We start from the raw sequence: 17,309 nt of genomic DNA, 5'->3' as shown, positions 1-17,309 counted from the left end.
TCCGCCAGGTTTGCCCCGGCTGTGCCGGGGGAGCCGTAGGGATGCACCCGGGGCCGAACGGACGTTTGGGGTGGTCGGAGCGGAGAGCGGGCCCGCATCCCCGATGGGCGTAAGGTTGCGGTTTGACCGCCTCGCCGCCCGAGCGCGACCCGGCCGCCGGCCCGCCCCAGGACCCGCCGGGTTACCTCTCGGTACAGATGACGTCACAGCACCGGCGGTACACGATGGAGGCGGCGCGAGGCCCCCTCCGGCAGGAAGGCACGGCGTGCGCCGCCACCCGGCTCGCAGAGCACCACACGACCGATACAGCGAAGGAACAGCGTGGCTTCCGGATCCGATCGCAACCCGATCATCATTGGCGGCCTTCCCAGCCAGGTCCCGGATTTCGACCCCGAAGAAACCCGGGAATGGCTCGACTCGCTCGACGCCGCCGTCGACGAGCGAGGCCGGGAACGCGCCCGCTACCTCATGCTCCGGCTCATCGAACGCGCCCGCGAGAAGCGCGTGGCCGTTCCGGAGATGCGCAGCACGGACTACGTCAACACCATCGCGACCAAGGACGAGCCGTTCTTCCCCGGCAACGAGGAGATCGAGCGGAAGGTCCTGAACGCGACCCGCTGGAACGCGGCCGTGATGGTCTCCCGCGCCCAGCGCCCCGGCATCGGGGTGGGCGGACACATCGCCACCTTCGCCTCCTCCGCCTCCCTCTACGACGTGGGCTTCAACCACTTCTTCCGGGGCAAGGACGAGGGTGACGGCGGCGACCAGGTCTTCTTCCAGGGGCACGCCTCCCCCGGCATCTACGCCCGCGCCTATCTGCTCGACCGGCTCTCCGAGGCGCAGCTCGACGGGTTCCGGCAGGAGAAGAGCAAGGCGCCCCACGGCCTCTCCAGCTATCCGCATCCGCGGTTGATGCCGGACTTCTGGGAGTTCCCCACCGTCTCCATGGGCCTCGGCCCGATCGGGGCGATCCACCAGGCGCGGATGAACCGCTACATGGAGGCACGGGGCATCGCCGACACCTCCAAGTCGCGGGTGTGGGCCTTCCTCGGGGACGGCGAGATGGACGAGCCCGAGTCCCTCGGACAGCTGTCCCTGGCGGCCCGCGAGGGGCTGGACAACCTCACCTTCGTCATCAACTGCAACCTCCAGCGCCTCGACGGGCCGGTGCGCGGCAACGGCAAGGTGATCCAGGAGCTGGAGTCCTACTTCCGGGGTGCAGGCTGGAACGTGATCAAGCTGGTGTGGGACCGCTCCTGGGACCCGCTGCTGGCGCAGGACCGGGACGGTGTGCTGGTCAACAAGCTGAACACCACACCGGACGGGCAGTTCCAGACCTACGCCACCGAGAGCGGCGCCTACATCCGCGAGCACTTCTTCGGCGGTGACCAGCGGCTGCGCTCGATGGCGGAGAACATGACCGACGACCAGTTGCTGCACCTCGGCCGTGGCGGACACGACCACCGCAAGGTCTATGCCGCCTACAAGGCCGCGGCCGAGCACAAGGGGCAGCCGACCGTCATCCTGGCGCAGACGATCAAGGGCTGGACGCTGGGCCCCAACTTCGAGGGCCGCAACGCCACGCACCAGATGAAGAAGCTGACGGTCGACGACCTCAAGCACTTCCGCGACCGGCTGCACCTGCCGATCCCCGACAAGGAGCTGGAGTCGGGTGCGCCGCCCTACTACCACCCGGGCCGGGACTCGGAGGAAATCCAGTACATGCACGACCGCCGCCGGGAGTGCGGCGGCTATGTACCGACACGGATCAACCGGGCCAAACCGCTCCAGCTTCCCGACGACAAGGCCTACGCCACGCTGAAGAAGGGGTCCGGGCAGCAGGAGATCGCCACGACCATGGCGTTCGTACGGCTGTTGAAGGACCTCATGCGGGACAAGGAGGTCGGCAGGCGCTTCGTGCCGATCGCGCCCGACGAGTACCGCACCTTCGGGATGGACTCCTTCTTCCCCTCGGCGAAGATCTACAACCCGCTCGGGCAGCTGTACGAGTCCGTGGACCGCGAACTGCTGCTCGCCTACAAGGAGTCGCCCACCGGGCAGATGCTGCACGACGGCATCTCCGAGGCGGGCTGCATCGCCGCGGCCATCGCCGCCGGGTCGGCCTATGCCACCCACGGCGAGCCGCTGATTCCGATCTACGTCTTCTACTCGATGTTCGGTTTCCAGCGGACCGGCGACCAGTTCTGGCAGATGGGCGACCAGCTGGCGCGCGGCTTCGTGCTGGGAGCCACCGCCGGGCGCACCACGCTGACCGGCGAGGGGTTGCAGCACGCCGACGGCCACTCGCAGCTGCTCGCCTCCACGAACCCGGCCGTCGTCGCCTACGATCCGGCGTTCGGTTTCGAGATCGCCCACATCGTCCAGGACGGGCTCCGGCGGATGTACGGCTCCAGCGAGGAGCACCCGCAGGGTGAGGACGTCTTCTACTACCTCACCGTCTACAACGAGCCCCTCCGGCAGCCGGCCGAGCCCGAGAACGTGGACACCGAGGGCATCCTCAAGGGCCTCTACCGGTACCAGGCGGGCGAGCGGGGGACCCACTCCGCGCAGATCCTCGCCTCCGGGGTGGCGCTGCCGTGGGCGCTGGAGGCGCAGCGTCTCCTCGCCGACGAGTGGGACGTGAAGGCCGACGTGTGGTCGGCGACCTCCTGGAACGAGCTGCGGCGCGAGGCCGTGGCGGTCGAAGAGCACAACCTGCTGAACCCGGAGGAGGAGGAGCAGCGCGTCCCCTACGTCACGCGCAAGCTCCAGGGGGCGGAAGGCCCCAAGGTGGCGGTCTCCGACTGGATGCGGGCCGTGCCCGACCAGATCGCCCGCTGGGTGCCGGGCACCTACCAGTCGCTGGGCGCGGACGGCTTCGGATTCGCCGACACGCGGGGCGCCGCCCGGCGCTTCTTCCACATCGACGCGCAGTCGATCGTGCTCGGGGTGCTGACCGAGCTGGCCAGGGAGGGGAAGGTGGACCGCTCCGCCCTCAAGCAGGCGATCGACCGCTATGACCTGCTCGAGGTGGCGTCGGCCGACCCGGGCACAGCGGGCGGCGACGCCTGAGTCCGCCGCGCGGTGCGGGAAGCCGGCCGGCTTCCCGCACCGGCCTCGGGGCTGGGCGCGCTCCCTGGCGGGACCGCGCCCAGCCGTTCCGCCGAACGCCGCGTCGGGCGCCGCGCCAAGGGCCGCGCCGGGAGCCTCGCGCGCGGTGTGCATCTCAGTGCTCCCACACCTTGAACGCACGGGCCTTGTAGGACAGCTCTGGCGTCCAGGAGCCGGACGGGTAGGTGTCGAACTCCGCCGTCTCCGCGCACTCCTCACTCTGGTAGAGCGTGACCGGGCGGCCGGTGCGGTTGGCCGCCGACTCGACCGCGGCCCCGCCGGGCACCGGCGTACAGCTCTCGATGTCGACTCCGCGTAGCTCGAAGGTGCGCGGCTTGCCCTTGAACCGGGCCCGCTCCCACAGGCACAGCTCTCCCGTCCCGCACTTGCCCAGCTCGGGCCCCGCGTCCGCCCGGTCCTGCGCCGCGGCCTGCCGGGCCCCGGCCGTCTCGGCGGCGGCCGGCTCGGCACCGACCGGCTGTGCCGCGACCGCGAGCGCGGCCGTGGCGAGCGCGGCCACCGCCACGGCTCCCGCCCCCGCCTTGGCGCTGCGGCCCCCGCCGCGCGGGCTGCGCGCCCCACCCAGGGCTCGCGCGTCACTCACGCCTCGCGCGTCACTCACGCCTCGCGTACTGCGCATGCCTCGCATGCTGATCACTCCCCCGCTCAGGGCCGGGCACTCGATCGCCCGGCGCCTGACCAGCATCTCCGTGCCGGGAAGAGCGCGCCAAGAGCAAACGGCCCGGTTCACCAGGACAGGTGGCGGAGTTATCCACAACTCCCGAGTTATCCACCGTCCCGGCGTCACCGGGCCGTTCTGACCAGTGTGCGCACCGCGACGTCAGCGCCACCGCGAGGTATGTGCCTCACGCCGGACGCGCGGCGTATGTGCCTCACGTCGGACGCGCGACGTGAGTGCTCACGGTCGGACGCGCGTCACCACGCCGGGCCCATCGCCGGGCGGAGCCCCGTCGATCCCCCTCGAATCGCCGTCGGCCCGCGTCAGATGTGGACCGAGGGGCCCGCGTCGTTCGTGCCCCGGCTGGTGAAGACGGCGACGCCCGCGGCGAGCACCGCGACGATGCCGGCACAGACGAACGCCAGGCCCATTCCGGAGATGAACGAGTCGTGCACCACGCGCTCGATCGCGTCGGCCACCTGCGCCGGGGTGCCCTTGGGCGCGGGCGGGGCCATGCCCACCTCGGCGGCCTTCTTGAGCGCTTCCTCCTTCTGCTCGGGCAGCGGCGGCAGCTTGGCCTCAGCCCACTTCTGCGGCAGTTCGCTGCCGACGCGGGAGGCCATCACGGCGCCGAGCACGGCCGTGCCCAGGCTGCCGCCGACCTGCATGGCGGCCTGCTGGAGGCCGCCGGCGACGCCCGCGTGCTGTAGCGGCGCGTTCCCGACGATCACCTCGGTGGCGCCGACCATGACGGGGGCGAGCCCCAGTCCCAGGAGCGCGAACCACACGGCGGTGATGCCCATGCCGCTGTCGGCGTTGAGCGAGGAGAGGCCGAACATGGCGACGGCCGTGAGCACCATGGCGGCGACCAGCGGGATGCGCGGACCCACCTTGGTGATGACCGTTCCGGCCAGCGGCGAGGCGACGATCATCATGGCCGTCAGCGGCAGCAGCCGCAGCCCGCTGTCCACCGGGGAGAGGCCGTTGACGTTCTGCAGGTAGAAGGTGACGAAGAAGAGGCCGCCCATGAAGCCGAAGGCCATGAGCACCATCAGGACCGTGCCGGCGGTCAGCGGGATCGAGCGGAACATGCTCATGGGCAAAAGCGGTTCCTTGGCCCGGGTCTCCCAGAAGCCGAAGGCGGCGAAGGCCAGCACGGAGACGGCCAGGAAGCCGATCGTTCTGGCGTCGCCCCACTGCCATTCGGGGGCCTTGATGATGGCCCACACGAGGCAGAACATCGCCACCGAGAGCAGCACGACGCCCAGCAGGTCGAAGGAGCGCGGGGCGTTCTCGGAGCGCCGGTCGAGCAGCAGCACGAGGCCCATCACGAGGGCGAGGGCGCCGACGGGGACGTTGATGAAGAAGACGGATTCCCAGTTGACGTGCTCGACCAGCAGACCGCCGACGATGGGTCCGGCGGCGGTGGAGGCACCGATGACCGCGCCCCAGATGCCGATGGCCGCGTTCAGCCGCTCGGCGGGGAAGGAGGCACGCAGCAGTCCGAGGGCCGCGGGCATCAGCAGCGCCCCGAATATGCCTTGCAGCACACGGAAGGTGACCACGAGCGCGACGCTGCCCGAGACCCCGATGGCGGCGGAGGCGGCGGCGAAGCCGACGACACCGACGAGGAAGGTCTGGCGGTGGCCGAAGCGGTCACCGAGCTTGCCGGCGGTGATCAGCGCGACAGCGAGTGCGAGCAGGTATCCGTTGGTGATCCACTGGACGTCGGAGAGCGAGGCGCCGAGGTCCTTTTGGATGGCGGGGTTGGCGATGGCGACGATGGTCCCGTCGAGGGCGACCATGGTGACGCCGAAGGCGACGGTGACGAGGGTCAGCCACGGGTGCCCGCGCATCCCCTTCCGGGTGCCCCCTCCTCCGCCTTCGAGGCCGGCTGGGTCCGGCGCGTCGGGCGCGACGGTGCTGGTCTGGGTGCTCATGAGCGCGAGGGTAATGACAGCCGCTGACAATTGACAAACGGAATTATTCGCCGGTAAATGTCAGTCAGCGCTCACGTATCGTGAGCGGACCGTCGGCGTCCGGCACGGGAGAGGAAGTCCGGTACGGGAAGGAAGCGACATTGACGGGTCTGCGTGAACGGAAGAAACAGCGCACAAGGGACGCTCTGGTCGTGGCGGCCCACGAACTGTTCGTCACGCAGGGGTACGACACCACCACCGTGGACCAGATCGCGGAGGCCGTCGACGTCTCCCAGCGCACCTTCTTCCGCTACTTCACGAACAAGGAAGAAGTGGCACTGTTCGTGCAGGACATGGTCGAGGCGTGCTTCTACGGAGCGGTGTGCGCGGAACCGCCCGGCACACCGCCCCTGGAGTGCCTGCGCCGCACCCTCAATGACGTCTGGGACGAGGTCGGCCGCTCCGTCGAGGAGATCGTCCCGCTCGACCTGCACCTGAAGATGTGTCAGGTCATCGAGACCACCCCCTCGCTGCTGGCCGCACACCTGCGGCACTCGCTGCTGATGGAGGAGAAGCTCGTGCAGGAGATCGCCCGGCGCACCGGCGTGGACGCCGAGGCGGATCCGCGTCCGCGCGTCCTGGTGGCGGCGTTCTCCGCAGTGATGCGCACCGCGGCACGGCAGTGGGGCATGCGGGAGGGCACCTCGCTGGAGACCGCCCGCGAGGTGACCCGCGACTACGTGGCGCAACTGGGCCCCGCACTGACAGGCGACTGGGGCCGGGAACACCACCGGTAAACCTCCCGGACCAGGGCCCTGGTCGCACAGGGTGAACACTTCCCCGTACGGAAGCGCCGCACTGACCCGAATGCCTTGTAGGAAACGTGAGATGACTCACGCGGGCCTCGTCCGTGCCGGGACCGACATCGCGCATCTCCTAAGGTGTCGCCCCAGTGACTTACTTCTCCGCTCTAGGCAACCCGCTGTCCGGATCAGGCCTCCCCCCGTCGGGAGCCCCGGGCTCCACCGCCTGGCGCGCGCTGCTCGCCCTGGCCGTCGTCCTGGTGCTGCTGGCGACGACCGGCTGGACCGCGGTGCGCAAGCACCACGCGGACGCGGGGCCCCGCGCGGCGGCCCTGCTCGCCTGGGAGAAGGGCAGCTTCGCCGGGCGTCCGCTGCCCGACCCCGACGCCTCCGCCGGCCGTGTCTCCCGCTATTTCGCGCGCCTCGACGCGGCGCAGCGGCGCACGCTCGCCGAGCGCTATCCGCTGGTCGTCGGCAACCTCGCGGGCGCCCCCGTGAAGCTGCGTTACCGGGCCAACCACACCGCGCTCAGGCAGGCACGCGCCGTCGAGGTCAAGCGGATGACGGACGAGCGGCTGACCGACGAGGGCCGCCAGGACGCGGGACGGCGGATGCACCGCTTCAGCTCGATGCTGGCCGACGGGCGGCAGATCCTCGCCTTCGACCCGACGGGACGCGGTCGTGCCGCCGAGGTCTTCGGGGACCTGGAGCACGCCCAGCGGGTGTCCGTCGTCGTCCCCGGGGTCGACACCGATCTGCTCACCTTCGAGAAGTCCGCGCGCGCGTACTCTGCGCCCGCGGGGATGGCCCGCGCGCTACAGAACCAGCAGCGGGCCGAGGCACCCGGGGTACGCACCGCGACCATCGCGTGGGCCGACTACACCGCGCCCGTCGGGCTCGGCGTCGACGCGGCGTCCGGCGAGCTGGCCCAAGGCGGTGCCGTACGGCTCAACCGTCTGGTGCGAACCCTGCCCGTCGCCTCGGACGAGGCCGCCCCGAAGGTCTCGCTCTTCTGCCACAGCTACGGCTCCGTGGTCTGCGGTCTGGCCGCCGGTCGGCTGCCGCACAGCGTCACGGACATCGCCGTGGCGGGCAGCCCCGGCATGCGCGCGGACAGCGCCTCGGAACTCGGCACCGGCGCGCACGTGTGGGCGATGCGGGATCGCGACGACTGGATCGCGGACGTGCCGCACATGGACGTGGGCGGCCTGGGGCACGGCGCCGACCCGGTCGCGGACGGTTTCGGCGCGCGCCACCTGTCGGCCGCGGGCGCCGTCGGCCACACCGGGTACTTCGTGCCGCACACGCGCAGCCTGCACAATCTCGCCGCGGTCGGCACCGGCTCGTACGGGGAGGTGACGTGCGCCCCGTCCGACCCGGAGTGCTCCTTCGTGCCTGAGCCGCACTGAGGTGTCCCCGGGTGCGGCGGCCCCGTCCGAGCGGGCTGACCCGGCGCCGCCCCGGGATGTGTCACCGCCGCGACGGGGCGCGGAGTACGGCCGAGACCAGCAGAAGGGGGACGCGCGGGCGACCGCCGCATACGATGACCCACATGGGTGATGTACTGGCTGGAATTCACTCCACCTGGGAGTTCGCAGCGGACTCCGTGCTCATCCGCTTCGAACGGGGGATTCGCACGCCCAAGCTCTTCCAGGTGCTGTCACAGCGGCGTGTTCCGTACGAGGCGCTGAGCGCCGTCGAGCTGTCCCCGGGCAGCAAGCGCGGCACCGTCGTGCTGCGCGCCGTGCCCCGGCAGGGGGCCGATCCTCTGCTGGAAGCCGCCGCCGGGCAGCTCAAGGAGGGCAGCGACCCCTACCGCCTGGTGCTGCCCGCCGAGCGCGAGACCCTGGCCGACTACTACGCGACCGAGCTGCGCGCCGTGCTGCCCGAGGAGGCCGCCAAACCGGCCGAGCGGTACCTGGTCGCCGCACCGTCCGCGCCGCAGAGCTTCAAGGCCTACGACGGGAAAGCCTCGTTCGACGGCAGCGTCGTCGCCTTCCGCTGGTTTTGGACAGGCGCCTCCACCGCCAAGTGGAAGGCGGGTGACCAGTTCTTCCCCGTGGAAGAGCTGGAGGGCATCGAGTGGCGCTCCCCCGAGGGCGCCGGCGGCCACCTGCGGCTGCGTGCGCGCGGCGCCGAGGTCCTCGTGGACGCCGACCACGACCCGGCCTCCGTGGTGTTCGGACTCGGCTACGGGCCCGTCTACGAATCGCTGCCCTTCGCCGCCTCGGTCCTGGAGGCGGTACGCGCCGCCGATCCCGTTCCTGGCCCGGAGAGCGTCTGCACGGCCGCTCCGACGGTCACACGGCAGCGCTCCGACCCCGCCGACGTGGCGACACGCATCCGGCACCTCGGAGAGCTGCACGACGCGGGGCTGCTGACCGACGAGGAGTTCACGGCCAAGAAGGCTCAGCTCCTGGCGGAGCTGTGAGCGGACGCAACCTCGCGTCCCCTCTCGCCGACGGGCTGCGCGGCCTGGGCTCCGCCCTGGCCACCCCGGCGGCCTCCCGCGAGCCGCTGCTGCACCACGCCTCGTCGCGGTGGGTCAGGTCGCTGCCCTACGCGCTGGCGTTCGGCTTCAACGCCGTCCTGCTCCCCTCCACCGCCCAGCTGCTGTCCACCGACTACGGGCTGCACGGCAGCTGGGCCGGGGCGCTCGGGGTGGCGCAGGTGGTGCCGCTGCTGCTCGCCGTGACCCGGCCGCTGCACGCCTGGTGGGTCATCTTCACCGCCGACGTCGTCGGCGCACTGCTGCTGATGGCCACGGACCACACCGCGGGCCGTCCCTGGCCGTGGACGCCGATGGTGCTCGTGGGCTACGTGCTGCTGTGCCTGGCACTGGCGCTGCGGGAGAGCCGGCGCACCCTGCTGGCCGTCTGGCTGGTCACCGTCGTCACCTCCCTCGCGCTCGGAGCCGTCTCCCCGGAGCGCAGCGAGGGCTCGAACGTGCTGCTGATCGTGCTCAGCGGCGCGATGCTGCTGCTCGGCGCCACCCTGCGGGAGCGGGCAGAGGCCCAGCGCCGGCTCGCCGAACAGGAGACCATCAGCGAGACCGAGCGCGCCCAGCGCACGCTCCTGGAGGAACGCACCCGCATCGCGCGCGAACTGCACGACGTCGTCGCCCACCACATGTCGGTCATCACCGTCCAGGCGGACAGCGCCCCCTACCGGATCGCGGGCCTGCCGCGGGAGGCGAACGAGGAGTTCGGGGCCATCGCCACCGCCGCACGCGAGTCACTGACCGAGATGCGGCGCCTGCTGGGCGTGCTGCGCAGCGAGGACGCGCGCTCGGAGCGCGCGCCCCAGCCCGGCCTGGAACGGCTGGAACAGCTCGTGGAGGCCACCGTACGAGCAGGCGTCCCCGCCGAACTGCACCTCGGCCTGGCCGACGGCCAGGACGGTGCGCCCGGTGGCGGCTCCGGCCCCGCGCAGACCGTCACGCTGTCGGCGTACCGCATCGTCCAGGAGGCGCTCGCGAACGTCGTGCGGCACGCGCCCGGGGCCGCCACCCGCATCTCGGTGACCGTCCAGGAGCACGAGAGGAGCGGACGGGAAGGGAACGGCGGGGGAGACGGAAACGGCGCACGGGCGGACAAGAACGGCGCGAGGGAGAGGAACGGCGGGCGTCCGGACGCGAAGGACGCGAGGGAGGACGAAAACAGCGGGCGGGACGACCTGAACGGCGAGCAGGAGGACGAGAACGGCGGGCGGGCGGCCTGGCTCTTCGTCCTCGTCGTCAACGGGCCCTCCCCCGCACCCGAGGGGCCGCCGCTGGAGACGTCCGGCACCGGGCACGGCCTCGTGGGCATGCGCGAACGGGTGCGCCTGGTGGGCGGGGCACTGGAGGTCGGCCCGCTGCCGGACGGCGGTTTCCGTGTCGCGGCCCGGCTGCCGCTGCATCCGCCCGCCGGAACGCCGAAGGAGCCGTCCGGCGTCCTCAGCGACGAGCGGCACGAGGGCGCGAAGGACGCCCCGGAACACGCCGCGCCCCGACCCGCCCCGCACACGAAGGACACTCCCCCGGCATGAACGGCACCGGCACGCCAGGCTCCCCGACGGACAAGGTGACCCGGGTGGTCATCGTCGACGACCAGGCCATGGTCAGGGCGGGATTCGCCGCGCTGCTGGCCGCCCAGAGCGACATCGACGTCGTGGGCGAGGCGGCGGACGGCACAGCGGGCGTCGAGGTGTGCCGCACCGTCCACCCGGACGTGGTCCTGATGGACGTGCGGATGCCGCGGCTGAACGGCCTGGAGGCGGCGCGAGCGCTCCTCGAACCTCCCCCTGGCGTCGTCCACAGGCCCAAGGTCTTGATGCTGACCACGTTCGACGTGGACGACTACGTCTACGAGGCGCTGCGGCTGGGCGCGAGCGGCTTCCTCCTCAAGGACGCGCCGCCCGCCGACCTGATCGCCGCCGTACGGGTGGTGGCCGAAGGGGAGGCTCTTCTGGCGCCGTCGGTGACCCGGCGGCTGATCGCCGAGTTCGCCCGGCAGCGGCCGCACTCCGTCACCCGCAAGGGGCGCTCCTCGGCGCCACAGCTCCGGCTCAACGACCTGACCGAACGGGAGACCGAGGTACTGGGGCTGCTCGCGCGCGGACAGTCCAACCAGGAGATCGCCGCCTCGCTCGTCCTGGCCGAACAGACGGTGAAAACCCACGTGAGCCGCATCTTCGCCAAACTCGCCCTGCGCGACCGCGCCCAGGCGGTCATCTTCGCGTACGAGTCAGGTCTCGTGGCACCTGGCGAGCAGTAGCCCGGGCCGGCGGAACCGGACACCGGGCGCGGCTCGTGTGTCCCCCTACCCCCGTACGCCCCCCTACCCCCGTAGCACGCGGGGAGTTGGCTCTCCGGCGTGACGCCCCGGGCACGTACGGACCCGCACCCTCTTCCTCTCTCCCGCCGACGAGTCCCGCGCCGACGAGACGGGCGGGAGACACGAGGAGGGAGACCCGTCATGAAGCGCCGCCGCAAGCGTGCTCTGCTCGCCGCCCCGCTGGTGGCGGCGGTCTTCGCCGGAACGACGGGCGTCACGAGCGGTACGGAGCAGACTCCGGTCACCGGGCCACCCCCAGGAGCCGCCGCCTGGCGCGCGGACCACTCGCTGGGGCGCACGCTGCCCGACCCCGCTACAGCGGGACCCGAACGGGTCGCCACGTTCTTCGCGGAGCTGGACGAGGAGGAGCGCGGGACGCTGGTGCGGCGGCATCCGTTGACGGTGGGGAACCTGGACGGCGTCCCCCCAGATCTTCGGTACCAGGCGAACCGGGTGGCGCTCAAGAGGGAGCGGACGCGGGTCAGGAGGCTGGCGCACGCCCCCTCGGGGACGCGGGAGGATCACGGCCGGGCGCGGGAGCGGGCCGAACGGTACGGGGAACTCCTCGCGCCGGGGCGGCAGATCCTCGCCTTCGACCCGCGCGGGCGCGGGCAGATCGCCGAGGTCTACGGAGACCTCGTGCACGCCGCGCGGACAGCGGTCGTGGTGCCGGGTTCCGACACCGACCTGCACACCTTCGACGACGACGGCGCCAACCGCTACGGCAGGCCCGCCGGGATGGCCGAGTCCCTTCGGGCGGGGATGGCGCGGCGCGTACCCCGCGCCCGCGTCGCGGTGATCGCCTGGGTCGGCTACACGACCCCGGTCGGACTCGGCACGGACGCGGCCACCGGGCGGCTGGCCGAGGCGGGCGCACCGCGTCTGACCCGCTTCCTGCACGGCCTGACCCGTACCGGGGTGGCCACACCCGCCGTGCTGTGCCACAGCTACGGCTCCGTGGTCTGCGGGCGGGCCGCGCCCGGGCTGGACGGCGAGGACGCCACGGGTCTGCTCGTCTTCGGGTCGCCGGGGATGCGCGCGGGGTCGGTCGCCGCGCTCCACACCGGTGTGCCGGTGTGGGCCGCGCGCGCCCCGGGGGACTGGATCGCGCGCGTCCCCCACGTGGAGTTCCTGGGGCTCGGGCACGGTGCCGACCCCACGGACGCCGCTTTCGGCGCCCGTGTCGTGACCGCCGACAGGGCCGAGGGGCACAGCGGCTACCTGCGTCCCGGCACCGACTCGCGCGCCAACTTCGCCGCCATCGCCGTGGGGGCGTACGAGTCGGTGCGCTGCGCTCCCTCCTCGCGGGAGTGCGCCGACGCCGGCTGAGCCCTTACCGCGCCGGCTCGGGCTCCCGCCCCGGCTCCCGTCGCAGGCCGGCTGTCCTTCGGGCTGCGGTCCTACCCGATCACCGTGGTCCGGCCGGCCGACACCTGACTCGTGGAGCCGTGACCCGCGCTCGCGGCGTGACCCGCATCCGTGGAGGCGTGACCCGCACCCGGGGCCTGGCAGGTGGACGTGTGCGCCGGGCCCGTGCGGGCCGCGGGCGGTTCACCGGTCTTCCGGGAGTAGTGGCCGATCTTGTAGTCGAGCACGTCGAGGGTGTCGCGCAGTTCCGCGATCCTGGTCAGTACGCCCTCGCGCGTGGCCTCCAGGAGGGACTGGCGTTCCGCGACGGTCCGCTCGCCCTGGCGCACCAGTTCCGCGTAGCGCACCATGTCCGCGACCGTCATGCCGGTCAGCCGCAGTTTGCCGACCAGGTCCAGCCACTCCAGGTCCCGAGCGGAGAAGCGGCGCTGCCCCGTGTGGGACCTGTCGACGTGCGGCATCAGGCCGATCCGCTCGTACCAGCGCAGGGTGTGCGCGCTCAGCCCGGTGAACGCCGCGACCTCGCTGATGGTGTACCGCTCGCTTCCGTCCGGCCGCGGGCGGCCCTCGTTTCGGGCGGCACACTGCGCGGGCGGTGCCGCTTCCTGGCTGGTCCGTCGCTGCGTCTCGGTCACACTCACCAGTGAACGGTACGAAGTTGGAGCGCACTCCAAGCAAGAGCAAAGGGAGGCCAAAATCGGCCGCGGAGTGCTGCCGTTAGGCTCGTGCGCATGGAGAGCCTGCGGATGATCGAGACCTGGCCGGTGCCGAGCGCGGCGGCGGCCGTCGTACGGGCGGACGGCAGTGTGGCCGGGAGCCGGGGGCCCGCCGCGCAGCGTTTCGCTCTGGCCTCCGTCACCAAGCTGCTGTCCGCGTACGCCGTGCTGATGGCGCTGGAGGAGGGCGCCGTCGAGCTGGAGGAGCCCGCGGGGCCCGAGGGGGCGACCGTGCGGCACCTGCTGGCCCACACCTCGGGGCTCGCCTTCGACGAGCACCGCACGCAGGCCGATCCCGGCACCCGGCGGATCTACTCCAACGCGGGTTTCGAGACGCTGGCGGAGCACGTGGCCAAGGCCACCGGGATCCCTTTCCCCGCGTACCTGCGGGAGGGGGTCCTGGAGCCGCTGGGCATGGCCTCCACCGAGCTGGACGGGTCGGCGGCCAAGGACGCCGTCTCCACCTGCGCCGACCTGACGCGGTTCGCCGCCGAACTCCAGTCCCCCACGCTGCTGGACCCCTCGACGGTGCGGGAGGCGACCTTTGTGGTCTTCCCCGGCCTGAACGGTGTGCTGCCCGGGTACGGCAACCAGAAGCCGAACGACTGGGGTCTGGGATTCGAGATCCGTTCCGGCAAGTCGCCGCACTGGACGGGTGAGACGTCCTCGCCGCGCACGTTCGGGCACTTCGGGCAGTCCGGAACGTTCCTGTGGGTGGACCCGGAGGCGGGTGCCGCCTGTGTGGCGCTCACCGACCGGGCCTTCGGCCCGTGGGCGGTCGAGGCGTGGACGCCCTTCACCGACGCGGTCCTCGCCGAACTGCGCGGCTAGCGTCTGCGCCCCGCCGCGCGGAAACACCGCGCGAAGTTCAGCCGTAGCTGGGCTCCGCGTGCATCTCCCACAGCAGCAGTTCGGCTCCGCCGCGGGCGCGCAGCTCCCGCTCCCGCGGCTCGGTCAGCCGCGCCGCGTCCCCCTCGTGCAGCACCGTGTCGCCCTGGTGCGGCGTCGCTTCGCCCTCGTCCAGCACCGCCTGGCCGCGGGCCACGTGCACGTAGCCGAAGGCCGCGTCCGGCACCGCCGTGCGCTCCCCGTCGGCCAGCCGCCGCACGTGCAGCACCGCTTCGGTGCGGGGCAGCGCGAAGGGGGTGTTGTCCGCGATGCCGCGCACGACCTCGTACTCGGGTTCGGTGCCGAAGGCGCCGGGCACCAGCCACATCTGCACGAACCTCAGCGGCCCGCTCCCGGCGTTGCGTTCGGTGTGGCGTACGCCGCTGCCCGCGCCGAGCCGTTGTACGTCCCCGGGCCGCACCACCGCGTCGTGCCCGGCCGAGTCGCGGTGTTCGAGCTCGCCTTCGAGGACCCAGGTGACGATCTCGATGTCCCGGTGCGGGTGCCGGGCGAATCCCGCGCCCGGCGCGAGGCGTTCCTCGTTGCAGGCCACCAGCAGTCCGAACCCGACGTTGCCGGGGTCGTAGAACCCGGAGAAGGAGAAGGCGTGCCGGGTCTCGATCCCGGCGTCCGCCTCGCCGCCGCGGTACCGGTCAGCGGCCCGCCACACCACCTGTGCCATGCGCCCCACCGTAGTCCCGGCGGTGCGGGAAGGTGCGGCTGCCGTCCGCCCCCCGCAGCCGCGCGGCGCGCCCGGTAAGGCAGGCTTGTCCCGTGCCCGAAGCCACAGATCCACCCCAGCACCCGCATCTGGCGACCCTGCGCAGGCTGGAGCAGTCCTCCGGGAAGCTCGCCGCCGCCGCCATCGCGCGCATGGACGAGCAGTTGCCCTGGTACCGCGCGATGCCGCCGGAGAACCGCTCCTGGATCGGCCTGGTCGCGCAGGCGGGCATCGCGGCCTTCACCGAGTGGTTCCGTCACCCGGAGACCCCGCAGGCCATCAGCACCGACGTCTTCGGAACGGCGCCGCGAGAGCTGACGCGGGCGATCACGCTGCGGCAGACCGTGGAGATGGTGCGCACCACGATCGAGGTCGTCGAGGCGGCCATCGACGAGGTGGCCGCGCCCGGCGACGAGGCGGTGCTGCGCGAGGCGCTGCTGGTGTACGCCAGGGAGATCGCCTTCGCCACGGCGCAGGTGTACGCGCAGGCGGCGGAGGCGCGCGGCGCCTGGGACGCGCGCCTGGAGTCGCTGGTGGTCAACGCGGTGCTCTCCGGGGAGGCCGACGAGGGCGCCGTATCGCGGGCTGCGGCGCTGGGCTGGAACTCGCCCGAGCACGTGGCCGTCGTGCTGGGAACGGCGCCCGACGGGGACAACGAGCTGACCGTGGAGGCGATCCGGCGGGCGTCCCGGCACGCCAAGCTCCAGGTGCTCACCGGGGTGCTCGGCAGCCGCCTGGTGGTGATCGCGGGCGGCTGCGACGATCCGCTCAAGGCCGCGAAGTCGCTGATCGGCCCGTTCGCGGCCGGGCCTGTGGTGGCCGGGCCCGTGGTGGGCGACCTGCTGGCGGCGCCCCGGTCGGCGCAGGCCGCGATGGCCGGGCTGAAAGCGTGCGCGGCCTGGCCCGACGCGCCCCGGCCCGTGCTGGCCGACGATCTGCTGCCGGAGCGCGGGATGGCCGGTGACCCGGTGGCGCGGCAGCTGCTGGTGGAGGAGATCTACAGACCGCTGGAGGAGGCGGGGTCGGCGCTGCTGGAGACGCTGAGCGTCTATCTGGAGCAGGCGAGTAGTCTGGAGGGTGCCGCGCGGATGTTGTTCGTGCACCCCAACACCGTTCGCTACCGGCTACGACGTGTGACGGACGTCACCGGCTGGTCGCCGTCTGATGTGCGTTCCGCCTTCACGCTGCGTATCGCGCTGATCCTGGGGCGTCTCGCCGACTCCGGCGGCCAGCCGTAGGCTTGCGGGCACGTTTTGTGGAAGGCCCACAAAACCCCTCACCGTTCTTCGTCTCGGTCCCCACCGGTCGAGACGCCTGTTCACAGGAGAGAGTGAAAGAGTGCTCGTACTCGTCGCTCCCGGCCAAGGCGCCCAGAAGCCCGGCCTGCTGACCCCCTGGCTGGAACTGCCCGGCGCCGCCGACCGGCTCGCCCAGTGGTCCGCCGCCATCGATCTCGACCTGGTGCACTACGGCACCGAGGCCGACGCCGACGCGATCCGCGACACGGCCGTCGCCCAGCCGCTGCTGGTCGCCACGGCCCTGCTGTCGGCCTACGAACTGCTGGAGGGCGAGCCCACCGAGCAGGAGCTGGGCAAGGCCGCCGCCATCGGCGCGTTCGCCGGTCACAGCGTGGGCGAGCTGGCCGCCGCGGCACTGGCCGGGGTGCTCACCCCCGTCGAGGCGCTGCGCGTCGTGCGCGCCCGCGGCACCGCGATGGCCGAGGCCGCCGCCGTGAGCGAGACCGGCATGTCGGCCGTACTGGGCGGCGACCCGGAGGCGGTCACCGCGCACCTGGACAAGCTCGGGCTGACCCCGGCCAACAGGAACGGCGCGGGACAGATCGTCGCCGCCGGCACCGTCGAGCAGCTCGCCGCACTGGCCGAGGACCGCCCGGAGGCTGCGCGGGTGCGGCCGCTACAGGTCGCCGGCGCCTTCCACACCGACCACATGGCGGGCGCCCTGCCCGCCATGGAAGCGGCCGTGGACGGCATCACGCCCGGCACCCCGCGAAGCCGCTACGTCTCCAACTTCGACGGCGCCGTCGTGACCAGTGGGCCCGAGATCGTGGGCCGGCTCGTCCGCCAGATCTCCGCGCCCGTGCGCTGGGACCTGTGTATGGACACCTTCCGGGAGCTGGGCGTCACGGCGCTGATCGAGCTGTGCCCCGGCGGCACCCTCACCGGGCTGGCCAAGCGTGCCCTGCCGGACGTGGAGAGGCTGGCGCTCAAGTCGCCCGACGACCTCGCCGCGGCCCGGGACCTGCTCGCCGCGCACACGTCCGCCTGAG

General features: G+C 72.3%; 13 protein-coding genes and 1 pseudogene. 10 read left to right on the top strand and 4 right to left on the bottom strand.

Translation table 11 applies throughout. The features are described 5' to 3' along the window. The first annotated feature begins 321 nt into the window (after nt 1-321). A complete protein-coding gene (gene aceE, locus DQ392_RS27340; RefSeq protein ID WP_114018371.1) occupies nt 322-3,072 on the top strand; it encodes a pyruvate dehydrogenase (acetyl-transferring), homodimeric type in 2,751 nt (916 codons plus the stop codon). Nucleotides 3,073-3,226: 154 nt separating this feature from the next. Here aceE and DQ392_RS27335 read toward each other — a convergent pair whose 3' ends face one another. Continuing rightward, nucleotides 3,227-3,637, bottom strand: a complete 411-nt coding sequence (locus tag DQ392_RS27335; protein WP_425470628.1) for a peptidase inhibitor family I36 protein — start codon at nt 3,635-3,637, stop codon at nt 3,227-3,229. 476 nt (nt 3,638-4,113) lie between these two features. Continuing rightward, entirely contained in the window at nt 4,114-5,646 is a 1,533-nt protein-coding gene (locus DQ392_RS27330; RefSeq protein WP_425470627.1) for an MFS transporter, read from the bottom strand. Between the two features lie 224 nt (nt 5,647-5,870). On the opposite strand from DQ392_RS27330, the gene DQ392_RS27325 reads away from it, so the two are divergent. The 6 genes from DQ392_RS27325 to DQ392_RS27300 all read left to right on the top strand — a co-directional run bounded on the left by DQ392_RS27325 (nt 5,871) and on the right by DQ392_RS27300 (nt 12,658). Beyond that, a complete protein-coding gene (locus DQ392_RS27325; protein ID WP_114018369.1) occupies nt 5,871-6,506 on the top strand; it encodes a TetR family transcriptional regulator in 636 nt (211 codons plus the stop codon). A gap of 155 nt (nt 6,507-6,661) precedes the next feature. After that, the gene (locus tag DQ392_RS27320; RefSeq protein WP_114018368.1) at nt 6,662-7,921 is read left to right on the top strand and encodes an alpha/beta hydrolase; all 1,260 of its coding nucleotides are present in this window, start codon (nt 6,662-6,664) and stop codon (nt 7,919-7,921) included. Between the two features lie 134 nt (nt 7,922-8,055). After that, nucleotides 8,056-8,943 carry a DUF4429 domain-containing protein gene (locus tag DQ392_RS27315; protein ID WP_114018367.1) on the top strand — a complete coding sequence of 296 codons (888 nt, stop codon included), beginning with the start codon at nt 8,056-8,058 and terminating at the stop codon, nt 8,941-8,943. Further along, nucleotides 8,940-10,541: a histidine kinase gene (locus DQ392_RS27310; protein WP_114018366.1), complete on the top strand. Its 1,602-nt coding sequence runs from the start codon at nt 8,940-8,942 to the stop codon at nt 10,539-10,541. The genes DQ392_RS27315 and DQ392_RS27310 overlap by 4 nt, the downstream gene beginning before the upstream one ends. Continuing rightward, nucleotides 10,538-11,269, top strand: coding sequence for a response regulator transcription factor (locus DQ392_RS27305; protein ID WP_114018365.1), 732 nt, complete (start codon nt 10,538-10,540; stop codon nt 11,267-11,269). Before DQ392_RS27310 ends, DQ392_RS27305 begins: the two co-directional genes overlap by 4 nt. Nucleotides 11,270-11,470: 201 nt before the next feature. Further along, entirely contained in the window at nt 11,471-12,658 is a 1,188-nt protein-coding gene (locus DQ392_RS27300) for an alpha/beta hydrolase (protein WP_114018364.1), read from the top strand. A 230-nt stretch (nt 12,659-12,888) separates the two neighbouring features. Here the strand turns inward: DQ392_RS27300 and DQ392_RS27295 are convergent. Continuing rightward, nucleotides 12,889-13,338 (bottom strand): annotated as a pseudogene (locus DQ392_RS27295) (MerR family transcriptional regulator); the annotation flags it as partial. Nucleotides 13,339-13,428: 90 nt separating this feature from the next. On the opposite strand from DQ392_RS27295, the gene DQ392_RS27290 reads away from it, so the two are divergent. Beyond that, nucleotides 13,429-14,244, top strand: a complete 816-nt coding sequence (locus DQ392_RS27290) for a serine hydrolase domain-containing protein (protein WP_114018362.1) — start codon at nt 13,429-13,431, stop codon at nt 14,242-14,244. Nucleotides 14,245-14,281: 37 nt separating this feature from the next. On the opposite strand, the gene DQ392_RS27285 is transcribed toward DQ392_RS27290, so the two are convergent. Further along, nucleotides 14,282-14,983, bottom strand: a complete 702-nt coding sequence (locus DQ392_RS27285) for a pirin family protein (protein ID WP_114018361.1) — start codon at nt 14,981-14,983, stop codon at nt 14,282-14,284. Nucleotides 14,984-15,075: 92 nt separating this feature from the next. Between DQ392_RS27285 and DQ392_RS27280 the strand changes: the two genes are divergently transcribed. Together DQ392_RS27280 and DQ392_RS27275 are read left to right on the top strand one after the other, a co-directional pair. Beyond that, nucleotides 15,076-16,260, top strand: a complete 1,185-nt coding sequence (locus DQ392_RS27280; protein WP_114018360.1) for a PucR family transcriptional regulator — start codon at nt 15,076-15,078, stop codon at nt 16,258-16,260. A 100-nt stretch (nt 16,261-16,360) separates the two neighbouring features. Then, on the top strand, nt 16,361-17,308 hold the full coding sequence (locus DQ392_RS27275; RefSeq protein WP_114018359.1) for an ACP S-malonyltransferase: 948 nt from the start codon (nt 16,361-16,363) through the stop codon (nt 17,306-17,308). Nucleotide 17,309 lies beyond the last annotated feature (1 nt).

Source organism: Streptomyces reniochalinae (assembly GCF_003323735.1).
Lineage (GTDB): Bacteria > Actinomycetota > Actinomycetes > Streptomycetales > Streptomycetaceae > Streptomyces > Streptomyces reniochalinae.
This window is presented reverse-complemented; position numbering and strand designations above follow the sequence as displayed.